Origin of the sequence: Mesorhizobium sp. CO1-1-7 (assembly GCF_020164885.1) — a bacterium.
Classification (GTDB): domain Bacteria; phylum Pseudomonadota; class Alphaproteobacteria; order Rhizobiales; family Rhizobiaceae; genus Mesorhizobium; species Mesorhizobium australicum.
The window spans coordinates 119,637-137,241 of record NZ_JAIUHA010000013.1 but is presented as its reverse complement, the minus strand read 5'-3'; the positions used below and the strand labels follow the sequence as shown (position 1 = coordinate 137,241).

At 64.6% G+C, this 17,605-nt stretch carries 14 protein-coding genes; all 14 read left to right on the top strand.

Going from position 1 to position 17,605, the window contains the following annotated elements; translation table 11 throughout:
- Window positions 1-4 precede the first annotated feature (4 nt).
- The 14 genes from LB516_RS26130 to ftsZ all read left to right on the top strand — a co-directional run bounded on the left by LB516_RS26130 (window position 5) and on the right by ftsZ (window position 17,469).
- The gene (locus tag LB516_RS26130) at window positions 5-400 is read left to right on the top strand and encodes a hypothetical protein (protein WP_015317203.1); all 396 of its coding nucleotides are present in this window, start codon (window positions 5-7) and stop codon (window positions 398-400) included.
- On the top strand, window positions 397-2,121 hold the full coding sequence (locus tag LB516_RS26125) for a peptidoglycan D,D-transpeptidase FtsI family protein (protein ID WP_224720628.1): 1,725 nt from the start codon (window positions 397-399) through the stop codon (window positions 2,119-2,121). Before LB516_RS26130 ends, LB516_RS26125 begins: the two co-directional genes overlap by 4 nt.
- Window positions 2,122-2,175: 54 nt before the next feature.
- A complete protein-coding gene (locus LB516_RS26120) occupies window positions 2,176-3,630 on the top strand; it encodes a UDP-N-acetylmuramoyl-L-alanyl-D-glutamate--2,6-diaminopimelate ligase (protein ID WP_224720627.1) in 1,455 nt (484 codons plus the stop codon).
- On the top strand, window positions 3,627-5,108 hold the full coding sequence (locus LB516_RS26115; protein WP_015317206.1) for a UDP-N-acetylmuramoylalanyl-D-glutamyl-2,6-diaminopimelate--D-alanyl-D-alanine ligase: 1,482 nt from the start codon (window positions 3,627-3,629) through the stop codon (window positions 5,106-5,108). Before LB516_RS26120 ends, LB516_RS26115 begins: the two co-directional genes overlap by 4 nt.
- A gap of 17 nt (window positions 5,109-5,125) precedes the next feature.
- A complete protein-coding gene (mraY, locus tag LB516_RS26110; protein ID WP_015317207.1) occupies window positions 5,126-6,208 on the top strand; it encodes a phospho-N-acetylmuramoyl-pentapeptide-transferase in 1,083 nt (360 codons plus the stop codon).
- A gap of 8 nt (window positions 6,209-6,216) precedes the next feature.
- Entirely contained in the window at window positions 6,217-7,617 is a 1,401-nt protein-coding gene (murD, locus tag LB516_RS26105) for a UDP-N-acetylmuramoyl-L-alanine--D-glutamate ligase (RefSeq protein WP_140789195.1), read from the top strand.
- Window positions 7,617-8,768: a putative lipid II flippase FtsW gene (gene ftsW, locus LB516_RS26100; protein ID WP_015317209.1), complete on the top strand. Its 1,152-nt coding sequence runs from the start codon at window positions 7,617-7,619 to the stop codon at window positions 8,766-8,768. The genes murD and ftsW overlap by 1 nt, the downstream gene beginning before the upstream one ends.
- A gap of 1 nt (window position 8,769) precedes the next feature.
- Window positions 8,770-9,897 (top strand): undecaprenyldiphospho-muramoylpentapeptide beta-N-acetylglucosaminyltransferase, encoded by a 1,128-nt coding sequence (murG, locus tag LB516_RS26095; protein WP_140789197.1) that lies wholly within the window; start codon window positions 8,770-8,772, stop codon window positions 9,895-9,897.
- Window positions 9,894-11,294 (top strand): UDP-N-acetylmuramate--L-alanine ligase, encoded by a 1,401-nt coding sequence (murC, locus tag LB516_RS26090; protein WP_140873336.1) that lies wholly within the window; start codon window positions 9,894-9,896, stop codon window positions 11,292-11,294. The genes murG and murC overlap by 4 nt, the downstream gene beginning before the upstream one ends.
- Complete coding sequence (gene murB, locus LB516_RS26085; RefSeq protein WP_015317212.1) at window positions 11,291-12,256, top strand: UDP-N-acetylmuramate dehydrogenase; 966 nt, start codon at window positions 11,291-11,293, stop codon at window positions 12,254-12,256. Before murC ends, murB begins: the two co-directional genes overlap by 4 nt.
- 301 nt (window positions 12,257-12,557) lie before the next feature.
- A complete protein-coding gene (locus LB516_RS26080; RefSeq protein ID WP_015317213.1) occupies window positions 12,558-13,484 on the top strand; it encodes a D-alanine--D-alanine ligase in 927 nt (308 codons plus the stop codon).
- Entirely contained in the window at window positions 13,472-14,413 is a 942-nt protein-coding gene (locus LB516_RS26075) for a cell division protein FtsQ/DivIB (protein ID WP_224720626.1), read from the top strand. The genes LB516_RS26080 and LB516_RS26075 overlap by 13 nt, the downstream gene beginning before the upstream one ends.
- Window positions 14,410-15,717, top strand: a complete 1,308-nt coding sequence (ftsA, locus tag LB516_RS26070; protein ID WP_224720625.1) for a cell division protein FtsA — start codon at window positions 14,410-14,412, stop codon at window positions 15,715-15,717. Before LB516_RS26075 ends, ftsA begins: the two co-directional genes overlap by 4 nt.
- A 66-nt stretch (window positions 15,718-15,783) precedes the next feature.
- Window positions 15,784-17,469, top strand: a complete 1,686-nt coding sequence (ftsZ, locus tag LB516_RS26065) for a cell division protein FtsZ (RefSeq protein ID WP_224720624.1) — start codon at window positions 15,784-15,786, stop codon at window positions 17,467-17,469.
- Window positions 17,470-17,605: the final 136 nt, after the last annotated feature.

Genomic DNA, 17,605 nt, shown 5'->3' with positions numbered 1-17,605 from the left:
GCACGTGTTTCGTACCAGCGACATTGTCCTGATCGCCGTCATGGTTTCGGCGGCGGCCCTGACCTACAAGGCCAAGCGCGAGGCCGAGGACCAGTTGGCGGCCGTGCAGAAGATCCATGCCGAGATTCGCTACGAGGAGGATACGATCGACCTGCTCAAGGCCGACTGGAGCCTGCTCACCCAGCCGTCGCGCCTGCAGAAGCTGGCCGAACTCTATAAATCGCAGCTCGCGCTGGAGCCGGTCAGTGCCCGCCAGATCGTGGGCCTGGGCGACCTGCCGGCCAAGGCCCTCGATATCCAGGACATCCTGAACGGGCGCCAGGGCGCGATGGCCGACAATTCCGATAAGGCGCCTTCAGGCGACAAGGATCCCGTCGTGACCGGAGACATCGCCCAATGATCGGCAAACTGCTGAAGCGCTTCGCGTCGGTAAGGCGCGCCAGGACGGGCGAGGACAGATCGATCGTGGTCGAAGGCGCCCGCAAGGCGACAGGCGGCAAGGGCAAGGCGCGCATCGTGATGACGATGGCGGTGTTCTTCGGCATCTTCTCGACGATATCGGGGCGGCTGGTCTATCTCGGTTTCCAGACACCCGACCTGTCGGGCGGGCCGCAGAGCCGGGTGACCGCCTCGCGGCCCGACATTGTCGACCGCAACGGCGAAGTGCTGGCCACCGACATCAAGACGGCGTCGCTGTTCGCCGAACCGCGCCGCATCGTCGATGCCGACGAGGCGATCGAGAAGCTGTCGACGGTGCTGCCCGAAATCGACTACGAGCAGACCTATCACAAGCTGAAGAGCGGCGCCGGCTTCGTCTGGCTGCAGCGGCAGCTGACGCCCAAGCAGCAGGCCGACATCATGCAGCTCGGCATTCCCGGTTTTGGCTTCCGCACCGAAAAGCGCCGTTTCTATCCAAGCGGCGAAACCTCGTCCTACGTTGTCGGTCTGACCAACATCGACAACCAGGGCATTTCCGGCATGGAGAAATATATCGATGAGCAGGGCCTGAGCGACCTGCAGGCGTCGGGCCTGGCGGTGGCGAAGGATCTCAGGCCGGTGAAGCTTTCGATCGACCTGCGCGTCCAGCATGTGGTGCGCGACGAGATCGCCGCCGGCCTGGAACGCTATCGCGCCATGGGCGCAGGCGCGGTCGTGCTCAACGTCAAGACCGGCGAAGTGGTGGCCATGGCCTCGGTGCCGGATTTCGATCCGAACAATCCCTACAATGCGCAGGACAAGGACCGGCTCAACCGGATGTCGGCGGGGCTCTATGAAATGGGCTCGACGTTCAAAAGCTTCACCTCTGCCATGGCGCTCGATTCCGGCAAGGCGACGATGTCGAGCCGCTTCGACGCTTCGCATCCAATCCGCGTCGGCCACCAGGCCATTCACGATTTCCACGGCAAGAACCGTGTGCTGTCGTTGCCGGAGGTGTTCCTCTATTCGTCCAACATCGGATCGGCCAGGGAGGCAGAGCTGGTCGGCATCGAGGCGCACCGCGAATTCCTGCACCGCCTCGGCATTCTGGAGAAGATGCAGACCGAACTGCCCGAAGTCGCCCGCCCGACCGAGCCGAAAGTCTGGAAGCAGGTCAACTCGTTCACCATCGCCTTCGGCCATGGCGTGTCGACGACGCCGCTGCAGGCGGCTGTCGGCTGCGCGGCGCTGGTCAATGGCGGCTTCCTGATGGAGCCGACATTCCTGGTCCGCAGCCAGCAGGACGCGATGGCGGCAGCCAAGAAAGTGGTCGCCGACAAAACCGTCGAGGGCATGCGCTACCTCTACACGCTCAACGCCGAAAAGGGCTCGGCCAGAAACGCCCGCGTTCCCGGCTACCGCGTTGGCGGCAAGACCGGAACGGCCGAGAAGGTCATCAACGGCCGTTACTCGAAGGAGTTGAATTTCAACACCTTCGTCGCCGCCTTCCCGATGGACGATCCGCAATATCTGGTGTTCACGATCGCCGACGCCCCGCATCCGGAAAAGCCTGGGATGACCGACGTCGCCGCCAACAATGCTGGGGTTATGGCCGGCAATATCATCAGGCGTTCAGCGGCCATGCTTGGCGTGAAGCCAGATTTCAGCCATGAAAATGGTGCAACGCTGGTTTCCTATCAGTGATTCTTAGGGCGCGCCGGCAACTGCGCGCTATTTTGTTGCGGTGAACGGGACTCGATGAAGCTCAAAGATCTAGCCGGTATCCTGCCTGTCGAAGGAACAGCTTCGGCCGATCTGGAGGTTACCGGCATCTCGTCCGATTCCCGCCAGGTAAAACCGGGCGTCGTCTTTTTCGCGCTTGCCGGAACCAAGGCCGATGGCGCGAGCTATGCCGCCGACGCGGCCCGGCGTGGCGCTGCCGCGATCGTCTTGGGCAACGGGAGCGCCCTTGCCGATTTGCCGGTTCCGGTACTGGGGGTCGATGATCCGCGCCTGGCACTGGCCTTGAGTGCCGCCCGCTACTTCGGCAAACAGCCGCAAACCATGGTCGCGGTTACCGGCACCAGCGGCAAGACGTCGGTTGCCGCCTTCACCAGGCAGATTTGGGAGCAGGCGGGATACGCCGCCGCCTCGATCGGCACCACTGGCGTGGTCGCGCCCGGCCGCAACGAATATGGTTCGCTGACGACACCCGATCCAGTCGCCCTGCACCGGTTGCTCAGGGAATTGGCCGATGCCGGCGTTACCCACGCCTCGATGGAGGCCTCCAGCCACGGGCTCGACCAGCGCCGCCTCGATGGGGTGAAGCTCTCGGCCGGGGGCTTCACCAATCTCGGCCGCGACCACATGGATTACCATCCGACGATCGAGGATTATCATCGCGCCAAATTGCGCCTGTTCGACACGCTGCTGCCGAAGGGCGCACCCGCCATCCTCTTCGCCGACGATCCGTGGTCGGAACCGACGATAAAGGCGGCGCGGGCCGCCGGGCTCGACGTGCTGACGGTTGGCCGCCATGGCGATTTCCTCAGGCTGAAGCGGGTCGAGCATGAGCGTCATCGCCAGCGTGCCGAGGTCGAGGCCGACGGTGTGATCCACGAGATCGACCTGCCGCTCGCCGGCGATTTCCAGATCGCGAATGCGCTGGTTTCGGCGGGGCTGGCCATTTCCACTGGAACGCCTGTCGCCAAAGCCTTGGCGGCATTGGAGAAATTGAAAGGGGCGCCGGGCCGGCTCGATCTCGTCGGCACCACGGCGAGCGGCGCGCCGGTCTATGTCGATTACGCGCACAAGCCCGATGCGCTGGAGAACGTGCTGGCCTCGGTGCGTCCGTTCACCACCGGCCGTGTCATGGTCGTCTTCGGCTGTGGTGGCGACCGCGACCGTGGCAAACGACCGATCATGGGCGAGATCGCGACACGGCTTGCAGATGTCGTCATCGTCACCGACGACAATCCGCGCTCGGAAGTGCCCGAAACCATCCGCGCCGCCATTCTTGGGGCCGCGCCCGGCGCCATGGAGATCGGCGACCGGCGCAAGGCTATCCACGAGGCTGTCGGCATGCTGCATGCCGGCGATACGCTGATCGTGGCCGGCAAGGGTCATGAGGAAGGCCAGACGATCGGCTCGGAAACGCTGCATTTCTCCGACCACGAGGAAGTTCGCGCCGCGCTCCGGGAGCATGCTGCATGAGCTTGCTGTGGACGTCGGAAGCGCTGGTTGCCGCCACGGACGGGCGGCCGCTCGGCCCCATGCCCGAAGGCATATCGGGCATTTCGATCGACAGCCGCAGCCTGCAGCCGGGCGATGCTTTCTTTGCCATCAAGGGCGAGGCGATGGACGGCCATGACTTCGTCACCGCGGCCATCAAGGCCGGCGCCGGCGTGCTGGTGGTGGCCGAAGGCAAGCTGCCCTCACTTGGCCGGTTGACCGCGCCGATCATCGTCGTCGACGACGTCCTGGTTGCGCTGGAAAAGCTCGGTGTCGCGGCGCGCGCCCGCTCGCAAGCCAAGATCATCGCGGTGACCGGCTCGGCGGGCAAGACCACGACCAAGGAGGCGCTGCGCCACGTGCTTTCGGCCGTCGGCAAGGTGCATGCCTCGGCGCAGTCCTTCAACAACCATTGGGGCGTGCCGCTGACCTTGGCGCGCATGCCCGCCGATTGCGACTATGCCGTGTTCGAGATCGGCATGAACCATCCCGACGAGATCCGGCCACTGGTGAAGATGGTGCGGCCGCATGTCGCCATCGTCACCATGATCGCGGCCGCGCATCTTGGCTTCTTCCGCAACCTGGACGAGATCGCCAAGGCCAAGGCCGAGATTTTCGAGGGCCTGGAGCCCGATGGTGCTGCCGTCCTCAACCGCGACGATGCGCGTTTCAAGCTGCTGTACAAGATGGCACAGGCTGCCAGCGTCGAGCATATCCATGGCTTCGGCGAGAATGCGCGCTCGACCTTCAAGCTGGTCAAGTGCGAGTTGCATGCCGACCATTCCGACATCGTCGCCAGGATCAGCGGCCACGATATCATCGCCCGTATCGGCGCGCCCGGCCGGCACATGGTGCAGAACGTGCTGGCGGTGCTTGGCGCCGCCCATCTGGTTGGCGCCGATCTCGACAAGGTTGCATTGGCGCTGGCCGATCTCTCGGCCGAGCGCGGGCGCGGCAAGCGCCACGTGCTGCGGCATCCCGGTGGCCCGATTTCGGGCCGGGCCGGGGGCCCGATTTCGAGCCAGGCCGGGGGCTCGATCACGCTGATCGACGAGAGCTACAACGCCAATCCTGCCTCGATGGCGGCCGCGATGGCGCTGCTCAACGCGACGCCGGTGACGGGCGAGGGCAGGCGCATCGCCGTGCTTGGCGACATGCTCGAACTCGGCGATCACTCGGCCAAGCTGCACGCCGCTCTTGCCGATCTCATCGTCGGCACCGGCACGCGGACGGTCTTTCTCGGCGGCCCGGAAATGCGGTCGCTGGCGGAAGCGCTGCCGGACGATATCAGGACGGAATACCGCGCCGGCGTCGAGGAGTTGAAGCCGGTGCTGCTCGCCGCGCTGAAGCCGGGCGACGTGGTGATGATCAAATCGTCGAAGGGCATCGGTTTTGCAAAACTGGTCGATGCGCTGCTGGGCAAATTCCCGGCTGAAACGACAACAAGCAACCAGACCTAGTCGGGGGACGAAAGCGCATGTTCACACTGCTGGTCGATTTCGCGGACAAGGTCTCTGTCTTCAATGTCTTCCGCTACATCACGTTCCGCACCGGCGGGGCGCTGATCACCTCCGCCCTGATCGTCTTCATCTTCGGGCCGACCATCATCAATTCGCTGCGGCTCAGGCAAGGCAAGGGCCAACCGATCCGCGCCGACGGGCCGCAGACCCATTTCAAAAAGGCAGGTACGCCGACCATGGGCGGACTGATGATCCTGTCCGGCATCATCGGCTCGTCGCTTTTATGGGCGAACCTGTCCAGCATCTATGTCTGGGTGGTGCTTTTGGTGACACTCGGCTTCGGCTCGATCGGCTTTTACGACGACTATCTGAAGGTGACGAAGCAGTCGCATCTCGGCTTCTCCGGCAAGGCGCGGCTTGCGCTGGAATTCGTTATCGCCGGCATCGCCGCCTGGGCGATCATGCACAATGGCCAGGCGCCCTTCTCGTCGTCGCTGACATTCCCCTTCGCCAAGGAATTCATCATCAACCTCGGCTGGTTCTTCATTCCATTCTCCTGCTTCGTCATCGTCGGCGCCGGCAATGCGGTGAACCTGACCGATGGCCTCGACGGCCTGGCGATCGTGCCGATCATGATCGCGGCGGCGTCCTTCGGCGTCATCGCCTATCTCTCGGGCAACGCGGTTTTCGCCGAATATCTGCAGATCCATTTCGTGCCCGGCACTGGTGAACTGGCGGTCGTGCTTGGCGCGGTCATCGGCGCCGGCCTCGGCTTCCTGTGGTTCAACGCGCCGCCCGCGGCGATCTTCATGGGCGACACCGGATCGCTGGCCATGGGCGGCCTGATCGGCACGGTCGCGGTCGCCACCAAGCACGAGATCGTGCTCGTCATCGTCGGCGGCCTGTTCGTGGTCGAGATTCTCTCGGTCATCATCCAGGTCGGCTACTTCAAGATGACCGGCAAGCGCGTGTTCCTGATGGCGCCGATCCACCATCATTTCGAAAAGCTCGGCTGGACCGAAAGCCAGGTGGTGATCCGCTTCTGGATCATCGCCGTCATCCTGGCGCTGGTCGGTCTTTCCACCCTCAAGCTCAGATAGGCCGCCACTTGATCCCCGCCGCATCCTTCGCTGGCAAGCGTGTATCGCTCTTCGGGCTCGGCGGCTCGGGGATCGCCACGGCGCGCGCGCTGATCGAGGGCGGCGCCGAGGTGCTGGCCTGGGACGACAATCCCGGCAGCGTCGCCAAGGCGGCCGCCACCGGCATCGCCACCGGCGATCTGCGTGGCGCTGACTGGGCCGGTTTTTCCGCCTTCGTGCTGTCACCCGGCGTGCCGCTGACCCATCCCAAGCCGCACTGGACCGTGGAGTTGGCGCGCGGGGCCGGCGTCGAGGTCATCGGCGATATCGAGCTGTTCTGCAGGGAACGGACGCAGCGTGCGCCGGGTGCTCCCTTCATCGCCATCACCGGCACCAACGGCAAGTCGACGACGACGGCGCTGACGGCGCATATCCTTCAAGCCTCCGGGCGCGACACGCAGATGGGTGGCAATATCGGCCGTGCGGTGATGACGCTCGATCCGCCGAAGCCTGGCCGGCATTATGTAGTCGAATGCTCGTCCTACCAGATCGACCTTGCACCCTCGATCAATCCGACGGCCGGCATCCTGCTCAATCTGACGCCCGACCATCTCGACCGCCACGGCACCATGCAGCACTACGCTTCGATCAAGGAGCGGCTGGTGGCGGGCAGCGAGACGGCGATCATCGGCATCGACGATTCCTGGTGCGCGCAGATCGCCGATCGGCTGGAGCGGGCAGGGCGGCAGGTCGTCCGCATTTCCAAGCGCCTGCCGCTGACCGACGGCTATTTCGCCGACGGCACCAATCTGATGGAAGCCGTGCACGGCCGCTACAGCCGGGTAGCCTTCCTCGAAGGCATTGGCTCGCTGCGTGGTCAGCACAATGCGCAAAACGCGTTGGCCGCCGTCGCCGCTTGCCTCAAGGTCGGGCTCAACCTTGGCGAGATCCAGTCTGGATTGGAAAGCTTCCCGGGTCTGGCGCACCGCATGGAGCAGGTTGGCCGCAAGGACCATGTGCTGTTCGTCAACGATTCCAAGGCGACCAATGCCGATGCCGCCGCACCCGCGCTGTCCAGCTTCAATCGCATCTACTGGATCGCCGGCGGCCTGCCCAAGGAAGGCGGCATCGAGCCGCTACGCGGTTTCTTCCCGCGCATCGCCAAGGCTTATCTGATCGGCGAGGCGGCGCCCGCCTTTTCGGCGACGCTCGGCGAGGCCGTGCCCTACGAGATCTCGGGCACGCTGGCGGCAGCGGTCGAGCATGCCGCGCATGACGCGGCCAAGGACGACAGTGGCGAGGCGGTGGTGCTGTTGTCGCCGGCCTGCGCCAGTTTCGACCAGTTCAAGAATTTCGAGGTCCGCGGCGAAGCCTTCAGGCAAGCTGCGAGCGCTATGGATGGCGTCAAACCCATCGGAGGGGCACGATAATGCAGAGCCGTCTCGACAAAAGTCCGGTCGCAACCTGGTGGTGGACCATCGATCGCTGGTTCCTGGCGGCGTTTCTGTCGCTGATGGGGCTCGGCATCGTGTTGTCCTTCGCGGCAAGTCCGGCGGTGGCCGAACGCATCGGCCTCGACAGTTTCCATTTCGCCACCCGGCAGATCATCTTCACCGTGCCTGCGCTCGGCGTGATGCTGGCGGTCTCGTTCCTGGATTCCAGGCAGATCCGGCGCATGTCGCTGATCATGCTGTGCCTGATGCTGGTGCTGATGGTGGCGGTGCTCTATGTCGGCGTCGAGGTGAAGGGCGCGCGCCGCTGGGTGTCGCTTGCCGGCCTGTCGATCCAACCTTCGGAATTCCTCAAGCCGGCCTTCGTCATCATGTGCGCGTGGCTGTTCGCCGAGCACAAGCGCCAGCCCGACATTCCGGGCAATCTGTTCGCCATGCTGCTCCTGGTGCTGGTCGTGTCGCTGCTGGTGGCGCAGCCTGACCTCGGTCAGACCATGCTGACCACCGGCACCTGGGGCATCATGTTCTTCATGGCGGGGCTGCCATGGCTTTGGATCATCGTGCTGGGCGCTGCCGGCGTCGGCGGCGTCTTCGCCGCCTATACGGTGTTTCCGCACGTCGCGCTGCGCATCGACAAATTCCTCACCGGCGAAGGCGACACGTTCCAGGTCGATATGGGCCGCGATGCGCTGATCAATGGCGGCTGGTTCGGCGTCGGGCCGGGCGAGGGCACGGTCAAGCGGGTCATCCCCGACAGCCATGCCGACTTCGTCTTCTCGGTCGCGGGCGAAGAATTTGGGCTGATCATGTGTTTCTTCATCATGTCGATCTTCGCCTTCATCGTGCTGCGCGGTCTCAACACGGCGCTCAAGGAGCATGACGACTTCACCCGTTATGCGGTCGGCGGTCTGGTCACCGTGTTCGGCCTGCAGGCCGTCATCAACATGTGCGTCAACCTGCAGCTGGTGCCGGCAAAGGGCATGACGCTGCCCTTCATCTCCTATGGCGGCTCCTCGCAGATCGCCATCGCCATCTCGATGGGGATGGTGCTGGCGCTGACGCGCAAGCGGCCGGAAAAGCGCAAGCAGATGGGCTTTACCCTGCCGCAGCGCGCCATGCCGGCGGAGTGACATGGCCAGAGGCGTTATCCTTCTCGCGGCGGGCGGAACCGGCGGACATCTGTTTCCAGCCGAAGCGCTGGCGCATGAACTCCTCGATCGCGGCTGGGCGGTGCATCTGGCGACCGACACCCGGGCCGAACGGTTTGCCGCCCATTTTCCGGCGGCGGCCGTCCATCCGATCCAGTCGGCGACGTTAGGCTCGAAAAATCCCTTCGCCCTGCTCGGCGCCTTCTGGAAAATCTGGAGCGGCGTGCGTCAGGCCTCCGCCATCATCGGCAGGATCAAGCCGGAGGCCGTGGTCGGCTTTGGCGGCTATCCGACCTTGCCGCCGCTCTACGCGGCGACGCGGCGCAAGGTGCCGACGCTGATCCACGAGCAGAACGCGGTGATGGGCCGCGCCAACCGGGCGCTGGCCGGCCGTGTCGACGCGATCGCCGGCGGCTTCCTGCCGCAGGATGAAAGCGCGGCCGGCGCCAAAACGGTGACGACCGGCAATCCGGTCCGGCCGGCTGTGCTCGAAGCGGCCAGGACGCCTTACGCGGCTTCGACCGGGGATGAGCCCTTCCGCCTGCTGGTGTTCGGCGGCAGCCAGGGCGCACAATTCTTTTCCGATGCCATGCCAGGGGCCATCGCGCTGCTTTCCGACGCACAGCGCAAGCGCCTTGTCGTGACCCAACAAGCTCGCGCGGACGACGTGGCGCGGGTGAAGGCGGCCTATGCCGCGCTCGGCGTCGCCGTCGAGGTCTCGCCGTTCTTCACCGACATGGCGGCGCGCATAGCGGCGGCGCATCTTGTAATCTCTCGTTCCGGCGCCTCGACCGTGTCGGAAATCGCCGTCATCGGCCGGCCGGCGCTGCTGGTGCCCTATCCCTTCGCGCTCGACCACGACCAGGCGGCCAATGCAGCCGCCCTTGCGGCCGCCGGCGGTGGCGAGGTGCATGTGCAATCCTCGCTTTCGCCCGAGCGCATCGCGGCACTGCTCGGCGCCCTGATAGACCAACCGGAGCGGCTGGCGACGATGGCTGCCGCGGCCAAGTCGGTCGGCAGGCCCGACGCGGCGCGGTTGCTCGCCGACCTCACAGAGGCTATTGCGTCCCGCAAAACAGTATCGGATTTCAGGAAGGGGACGCACCCATGAAGATGCCGCAGACCATCGGCCTCGTGCATTTCATCGGCATTGGCGGCATCGGCATGAGCGGCATCGCCGAGGTGCTGCACAATCTCGGCTACAAGGTGCAAGGGTCCGATCAGGCCGACAGCGCCAATGTACAGCGGCTGCGCGACAAGGGCATCGAATGCTTCGTCGGCCACAAGGCGGAGAATCTCGGTGACGCCGAGGTCATCGTCGTCTCCACGGCGATCAAGAAGTCGAATCCGGAGCTGAAGGCGGCGCGTGAAAAGCTGTTGCCGATCGTGCGCCGCGCGGAGATGCTGGCCGAGCTGATGCGTTTTCGCCAGGCGGTGGCGATCGGCGGCACGCATGGCAAGACGACGACGACCTCGATGGTGGCGACGCTGCTCGAGGCCGGCGGGCTCGACCCGACCGTCATCAATGGCGGCATCATCAATGCGTACGGCACCAATGCCCGCATGGGCGATGGCGAGTGGATGGTGGTCGAAGCCGACGAAAGCGACGGCACCTTCCTTAAGCTGCCGGCCGACATCGCCGTCATCACCAACATCGACCCCGAGCATCTCGATCATTACGGCAATTTCGACAATGTGCGCGAAGCGTTCCGCCAGTTCGTCGAGAACGTGCCTTTCTATGGCTTTGGGGTGATGTGCACCGATCACCCGGAAGTGCAGGCGCTGGTCGGGCGCATCGAGGATCGGCGTGTCATCACCTATGGCGAGAACGCACAGGCCGATGTGCGCTTCACCAACCATCGCATGGCGGGGGCGACCTCGGAGTTCGACGTGATCATCCGCGACCGCAAGGGGCGCGGCCAGACGGCAATTTCGGGCCTGCGCCTGCCGATGCCCGGCCGCCACAATGTTTCCAACGCGACCGCCGCGATCGCGGTCGCGCACGAACTCGGCCTGTCGGCCGAGGCGATCAAGAAAGGCCTGTCGTCCTTCGCGGGCGTCAAGCGCCGCTTTACCCACACCGGTTCCTGGAACGGTGTCGACGTGTTCGACGATTACGGCCACCACCCGGTCGAAATCTCGGCGGTGCTGAAGGCGGCGCGCAGCGCCACCAACGGGCGTGTCATCGCCATTGCCCAGCCGCACCGCTTCACCCGGTTGCATGATCTGTTCAACGAGTTCTCCGCCTGCTTCAACGACGCCGACACGGTGATGGTCGCCCCGGTCTATGCCGCCGGCGAAGAGCCGATGGACGGCGTGACATCGGACGCGCTGGTGTCGCGTATCCGAGCCGGCGGTCATCGGGACGCCCGCTACATCGAGGGGCCGGCCGACATCGCGCCCGTCATCCGCGACATCGCCAAGCCCGGCGACTTCGTCGTCTTTCTCGGCGCCGGCAATATCACTCAGTGGGCCTATGCGCTGCCGAAGGAGCTTGCCGCCCCATGATGAACGGCCAGGCCCTGATCGACAGACTTGGCGACCGGCTAGCCGGCCTGCGCGGCCGCATCACGCCGAATGCCGAGATGGACAAGATCACCTGGTTCCGGGCTGGCGGCCTTGCCGAGGCGCTGTTCCAGCCGGCGGATGAAGAAGATCTCGCCGCCTTCCTCAGAGCGGTTCCCGAAGAGATACCCTTGACCATCGTCGGCGTCGGCTCGAACCTTCTTGTCCGCGACGGCGGCATTCCGGGTTTCGTCATCAGGCTTTCGGCCAAGGGCTTTGGCGAGGCCGAAGTCGTTTCCCCGATCAGGATCAAGGCAGGTGCCGCCACGCCAGACAAGCGCATGGCGGCGGTGGCGCTCGAGGCCGGCATTGGCGGCTTCCATTTCTATCACGGCATTCCAGGCGCTATCGGCGGCGCGCTCAGGATGAATGCCGGCGCCAACGGGGTCGAGACGCGCGAGCGCGTCGTCGAGGTGCGGGCGCTCGACCGCGCGGGCAACGCCCAAACGCTGAGCAATGCCGAGATGGGCTATGCCTACCGCCATTCGGCGGCGCCCGCCGGGCTGATCTTCACTTCGGCCGTTTTCGAAGGCTTTGTCGAGGACAGGGCGGTGATCAAGGCGGCGATGGATGCGGTGCAGAACCATCGCGAGACCGTGCAGCCGATCCGCGAGAAGACGGGCGGCTCGACCTTCAAGAATCCGGAAGGCACGTCGGCCTGGAAGGAGATCGACAAGGCGGGTTGCCGCGGGCTGATGATCGGCGGTGCGCAGATGTCGCCGATGCACTGCAACTTTATGATCAACACCGGAACGGCGACCGGCTACGACCTCGAATATCTCGGCGAGACGGTGCGCGCGCGGGTGCTCGAGCATTCCGGCATCCGGTTGCAGTGGGAGATCAAGCGCATCGGCAATTTCCGTTCCGGATATGCCGTCCAGGAGTTCCTCGGCCAGCTTCTCTAGCGCCTCTTGAAGTTCACGTGATGCGTGAACTTCAACCGGATCGAAATACCGTGAAATCGTTGCCGCAAAGACTCAGCGACACGGTTTTCGCATCCATTTTCTCAGAAAGTGAATCTCTCGGAATCATAAGTGCTTGCCAGTGAATCAACTCTCTGATTCTCTGCCCTGAAGCGTTTCCTGATTTGAGTCGTTCGACGCGTTTTCAGCGTTTTCCGTCTGGGGGGCAACCTGCCGGGAGACTCAGACTCAATGTTGCGGAAATCTTGTGTTTTTGGTCCGCGGTGAGAGGGGATGACGGGGAATGAAAAGCAAGCACGTGGCCGTATTGCTGGGAGGTTTCTCGTCCGAGCGGCCCGTGTCTCTGTCTTCCGGAAAGGCCTGTGCCGATGCGCTGGAGCAGGAGGGTTACCAGGTCACCCGCGTCGATGTCGGGCGCGATGTCGGCTCGGTGCTTGCCGAGCTCAAGCCTGACGTCGCCTTCAATGCGCTGCATGGGCCTTTTGGCGAGGACGGTACCATCCAGGGCATCCTCGAATATCTCGGCATTCCCTACAGCCATTCCGGCGTTCTCGCCTCGGCGCTTGCCATGAACAAGGAGCAGGCGAAGAAGATCGTCAAATCGGTCGGCGTCCCCGTTGCCGAATCGAAGGTCTCCAATCGGTTCTCCATCCAGAACAAGCATCCGATGAAGCCGCCCTATGTGGTCAAGCCGGTCAGCGAGGGGTCGAGCTTTGGCGTCGTCATCGTGTCGGAGGGGCAGTCGCACCCGCCGCAGGTGATCGGGTCGTCCGAATGGAAATATGGCGATACCGTCATGGTCGAGCGCTACATCCATGGGCGCGAGCTGACCTGCGCCGTCATGGGCGATGTGGCGCTTGGCGTCTGCGAGATCATCCCGACGGGCCATTCCTTCTACGACTATGATTCAAAATATGTCGCGGGCGGATCAAAACACGAATGCCCCGCAAAAGTTTCACCGAATATTTACCAAAAAATACAGACACTGGCGCTCAAGGCTCACCAAGCTGTCGGCTGTCGGGGCGTTTCCCGGTCGGACTTCCGTTATGACGATCGTCACTCCGAAAATGGCGAGGTTGTATGGCTCGAGGTCAACACTCAGCCGGGCATGACGCCGACGTCTCTGGTGCCTGAAATTGCCGCCCATGCCGGGCATTCGTTTGGTGAATTGTTGAGTTGGATGGTGGAGGACGCTTCGTGTCTGCGTTGAAATGGGGACAGGGTAAGGTGAGGGGCGCGGCCGGGCCGTCGCTGTTCGGCCTGCCATTGTCGTTGGACCATTTCGTTCTGCCGCGCGTGCTTCGCCGCCCGGTACGCATCCTGACGCGCCTGGGCGATGGCGAATTCCAGGCACCGCGCTTCTCCGCCGCGATCATGTCGTCGGTGCTGCTGGCCTCGAGTGGCGCCTATGGCGCCTACCTCGGCGGTCACGCCGACGGGATCATTCAAAGCATCACCGCCCGCACCGGCTTCGCGGTCGACCAGGTCAAGGTGGTCGGCAACCGCCAGACTTCGGAGATCGACATTCTCGACAGGCTGGAACTCGATGGCTGGACGTCGCTGATCGGCTTCGACGCCGAGGCCGCACGGGAGCGTATCGCCACCCTGCCGTGGATCCAGGTTGCCGCGGTGCGCAAGGTTTATCCGCACACGCTGGAAGTGCGCGTCGAGGAGCGCGCGGCTTTCGCGCTCTGGCAGCAGGGCAGCGACCTCTCCGTCATCGAGAAGGATGGCGCCGTCATCGCGCCGTTCTCGGGCGGCAAGCAGGTGCTCCTGCCGCTGCTGATCGGCACCGGCGCGCCCGCCAAGGCGCCTGATTTCCTGGCCAGGATCGAACATTATCCCGACCTCGCCAGCCGCATCAAAGGCTATGTCCGTGTTGGCGAACGGCGCTGGGACCTGAAGCTGGACAACGGCATCACCATCAAGTTGCCCGAGGATGACGAGGACCAGGCGCTCGCCGAACTCGTCAAGATGGACCATGACAAGGGGCTGTTGTCACGCGACATCGCCGCCGTCGACATGCGCCTGACAGACCGGCTGGTCGTGGAGCTGACGCCGCAGGCGGCGACGCAGCGCGAAGCCGCGCTCAACGAGAAGCCGAAAACCCTCAAGCGCAAGCCGGAGACGAAGATATGAGCTGGCTTGGCGGTTCTGGCGATGCCTCGTCGCGCCGGTCGGGCACCCTGACGGTGCTGGATGTCGGCTCGAACAAGGTCTGCTGCATGGTGGCCAAGCTGAAGCCGAACGATGACGGCAAGCTCCTGCGCGGCCGCTCGCATCGCATCCAGGTCATCGGCATCGGCCACCAGAAATCGCAAGGCGTGAAGTCCGGCGTCATCGTCGATCTCGACCGGGCCGAGCATGCCATTCGCCTCTCCGTCGATGCCGCCGAACGCATGGCCGGGCTGACGGTCGATTCGCTGATCGTCAACATGACCGCCGGCCGGCTGAAGAGCGAAAGCTTCTCGGCGACCATCAATCTTGGCGGCCACGAGGCCGACGAAGCCGACATCAAGCGCGTGCTCGGCGCCGGTGCCAAGCAGGCGCTGAAGGCCGAGCGCGAGGTGGTCCATTCGCTGCCCGTCGGCTTCTCGCTCGATGCCGAGCGTGGCGTGCGCGATCCGCGTGGCATGGTGGGCGACACGCTTGGCGTCGACATGCATGTGCTGACGGGCGATGCGGCGCCGATGCGCAATCTGGAGCTCTCCATCAACCGCTCGCATTTGTCGGTCGAGCGCATGGTGGCGACGCCCTATGCCAGCGGGCTGGCGGCACTGGTCGACGACGAGCTGGAACTCGGAGCCGCCTGCATCGACATGGGCGGCGGCACGACGACGATCTCGGTGTTTTCGGAAGGCAAGTTCGTCCATGGCGACGCCATCGCCATCGGCGGTAACCATGTGACGCTCGACATGGCCAAGGGACTTTCGACCTCGCTCGACGCCGCCGAACGGCTGAAGGTGATGCACGGCTCGGCGCTGCCGGGCCCCCCCCACGACCGCGACCTGGTCTCGATCCAGCCGATCGGCGACGATGGCGACGTGCCGCTGCAGATCCCGCGTTCGGTGATGACGCGCATCGTGCGCGCCCGCATCGACGAGACGCTCGAACTCCTGCGTGACCGGTTGAACAAGTCCGGTTACGGCAATGCGGTCGGCAAGCGCGTCGTGCTCACCGGCGGCGCCAGCCAGCTGGCCGGCCTGCCGGAAGCGGCGCGCCGCATCCTGGGGCGCAATGTACGCATCGGTCGCCCGCTCGGCGTGGCGGGCCTGCCCGAAGCGGCGAAAGGCCCGGCTTTCTCGGCCGCGGTCGGGCTTCTGATCTATCCGCAGATGGCGAGCTTCGAGAGCCATCCGGCGAAAGGCATTTCCGGTCTCAGAATGACCGGAACGGGTGGAAAACTGCATCGCATGAGTCAGTGGTTGAGAGACAGTTTCTAATTGACGGGGACAGCCCCATAGGCGGCCGCGGCGGCGAAGCGGCGTGAAAGGCAAAGGACGGAGACAATGACTATCAATCTGCAGAAGCCGGACATCACCGAGCTTAAGCCGCGCATCACCGTGTTCGGTGTAGGCGGCGGCGGCGGCAATGCCGTGAACAACATGATCACCGCCGGACTGCGCGGTGTCGAGTTCGTCGTGGCCAACACCGACGCGCAGGCGCTGACCATGTCGAAGGCCTCTCGGCTGATCCAGCTTGGCGCGCATGTCACCGAGGGGCTCGGTGCCGGATCGCAGCCGGAAGTCGGCCGCGCGGCGGCGGAAGAGTGCATCGACGAGATTCTCGACCATCTCACCAACACCCATATGTGCTTCGTCACCGCCGGCATGGGCGGCGGCACCGGTACGGGTGCTGCTCCGGTTGTTGCCCGCGCAGCGCGCGAGAAGGGCATTCTCACCGTCGGCGTCGTCACCAAGCCGTTCCACTTTGAAGGCCAGCGCCGCATGAAGACGGCCGACTTCGGCATCGAGGAGCTGCAGAAATGCGTCGATACCTTGATCGTCATCCCCAACCAGAACCTGTTCCGGCTGGCCAATGACAAGACCACCTTCGCCGACGCCTTCGCGATGGCGGACCAGGTGCTCTACTCCGGTGTGGCCTGCATCACCGACCTGATGGTCAAGGAAGGCCTGATCAACCTCGACTTCGCCGACGTGCGTTCGGTGATGCGCGAGATGGGCAAGGCGATGATGGGCACCGGCGAGGCTTCCGGCGAGGGCCGCGCGATGGCGGCGGCGGAAGCCGCGATCGCCAACCCGCTGCTCGACGAGACCTCGATGAAGGGCGCTAAGGGCCTGCTGATCTCGATCACCGGCGGCCGCGACCTGACCCTGTTCGAAGTCGACGAAGCGGCGACCCGCATCCGCGAGGAAGTCGACCAGGACGCCAACATCATCCTGGGCGCCACGTTCGACGAGGAATTGGAAGGCGTCATCCGCGTCTCGGTGGTCGCCACCGGCATCGACAAGTCGGCGGCTGAAATCGCCGCGGCGCCGATCTCGATCCGGACCTCCCCGCCGAAGCAGGCTGCCCGGCCGGCCGTCGCTCCTGTGGAAAGCCGCCCGACGCCGGTCCAGCAGACGGTGTATGAGCCGCGCGCCGCCGATCCGGTCGCCGAAGCCATCCAGTTGGCCGAAGCCAATGCCGCGGCCATGGCGCAGGCTCGTCCGGCTCCTGTCGCCCATGCGGACGATTTCCGCCCGCAGAGCAAGATCTTCCAGGCGCCGCCCGCACAACCGCAGCCTGTGGTGCAGCCGGTCGTCCAGCAGATGATGCAGCCGGCTCCACAGCCACGCGAAATGCTGCGTGAAGTCCAGCAGCCGGTGGCGATGGCGCCGCAGCGCATGCCGCGCGTCGAGGACTTTCCGCCGGTCGTCAAGGCCGAGGTCGACGCCAAGAGCCGCCCGGCCGACCACGAGAACAGCGGCCCGATGGGCCTCCTGAAGCGCCTGACCAATGGCCTGACCCGCCGCGAGGAGGAGCCCGCACGGCTGCAGCCGGCGCAGCCGCGCGAGCCCAAGCTGCGCCAGGCGGCACCGGAAGTGCGCCGCCTCGCCAGCCAGGACGCCCAGCTTTACGCGCCGCGGCGCGGCCAGTTGGACGATCAGGGCCGCCTGACGCCGCAGACCAGGGCGACTCAGGACGACGATCAGCTGGAGATTCCGGCGTTCCTGCGCCGCCAGGCCAACTGAGCGGTTAACGGACTGTAACAATTGTTAACAGGCAGGCAAGAAATTGCTTGCCTGTTAACGTTTAAAATGCCGCATAATCAACGGGTTATGACGTCGTACATGTTCCAGTTCGCGGTTACAAAGAGTAAGAAACCGT

Excerpts from the sequence above, each read along its gene's own strand:
- LB516_RS26125 (WP_224720628.1), top strand. The coding sequence starts at position 397 with ATGATCGGCAAACTGCTGAAGCGCTTCGCGTCGGTAAGGCGCGCCAGG.
- LB516_RS26120 (WP_224720627.1), top strand. The coding sequence starts at position 2,176 with ATGAAGCTCAAAGATCTAGCCGGTATCCTGCCTGTCGAAGGAACAGCT.
- LB516_RS26115 (WP_015317206.1), top strand. The coding sequence starts at position 3,627 with ATGAGCTTGCTGTGGACGTCGGAAGCGCTGGTTGCCGCCACGGACGGG.
- mraY (WP_015317207.1), top strand. The coding sequence starts at position 5,126 with ATGTTCACACTGCTGGTCGATTTCGCGGACAAGGTCTCTGTCTTCAAT.
- ftsW (WP_015317209.1), top strand. The coding sequence starts at position 7,617 with ATGCAGAGCCGTCTCGACAAAAGTCCGGTCGCAACCTGGTGGTGGACC.
- murG (WP_140789197.1), top strand. The coding sequence starts at position 8,770 with ATGGCCAGAGGCGTTATCCTTCTCGCGGCGGGCGGAACCGGCGGACAT.
- murC (WP_140873336.1), top strand. The coding sequence starts at position 9,894 with ATGAAGATGCCGCAGACCATCGGCCTCGTGCATTTCATCGGCATTGGC.
- murB (WP_015317212.1), top strand. The coding sequence starts at position 11,291 with ATGATGAACGGCCAGGCCCTGATCGACAGACTTGGCGACCGGCTAGCC.
- LB516_RS26080 (WP_015317213.1), top strand. The coding sequence starts at position 12,558 with ATGAAAAGCAAGCACGTGGCCGTATTGCTGGGAGGTTTCTCGTCCGAG.
- ftsA (WP_224720625.1), top strand. The coding sequence starts at position 14,410 with ATGAGCTGGCTTGGCGGTTCTGGCGATGCCTCGTCGCGCCGGTCGGGC.
- ftsZ (WP_224720624.1), top strand. The coding sequence starts at position 15,784 with ATGACTATCAATCTGCAGAAGCCGGACATCACCGAGCTTAAGCCGCGC.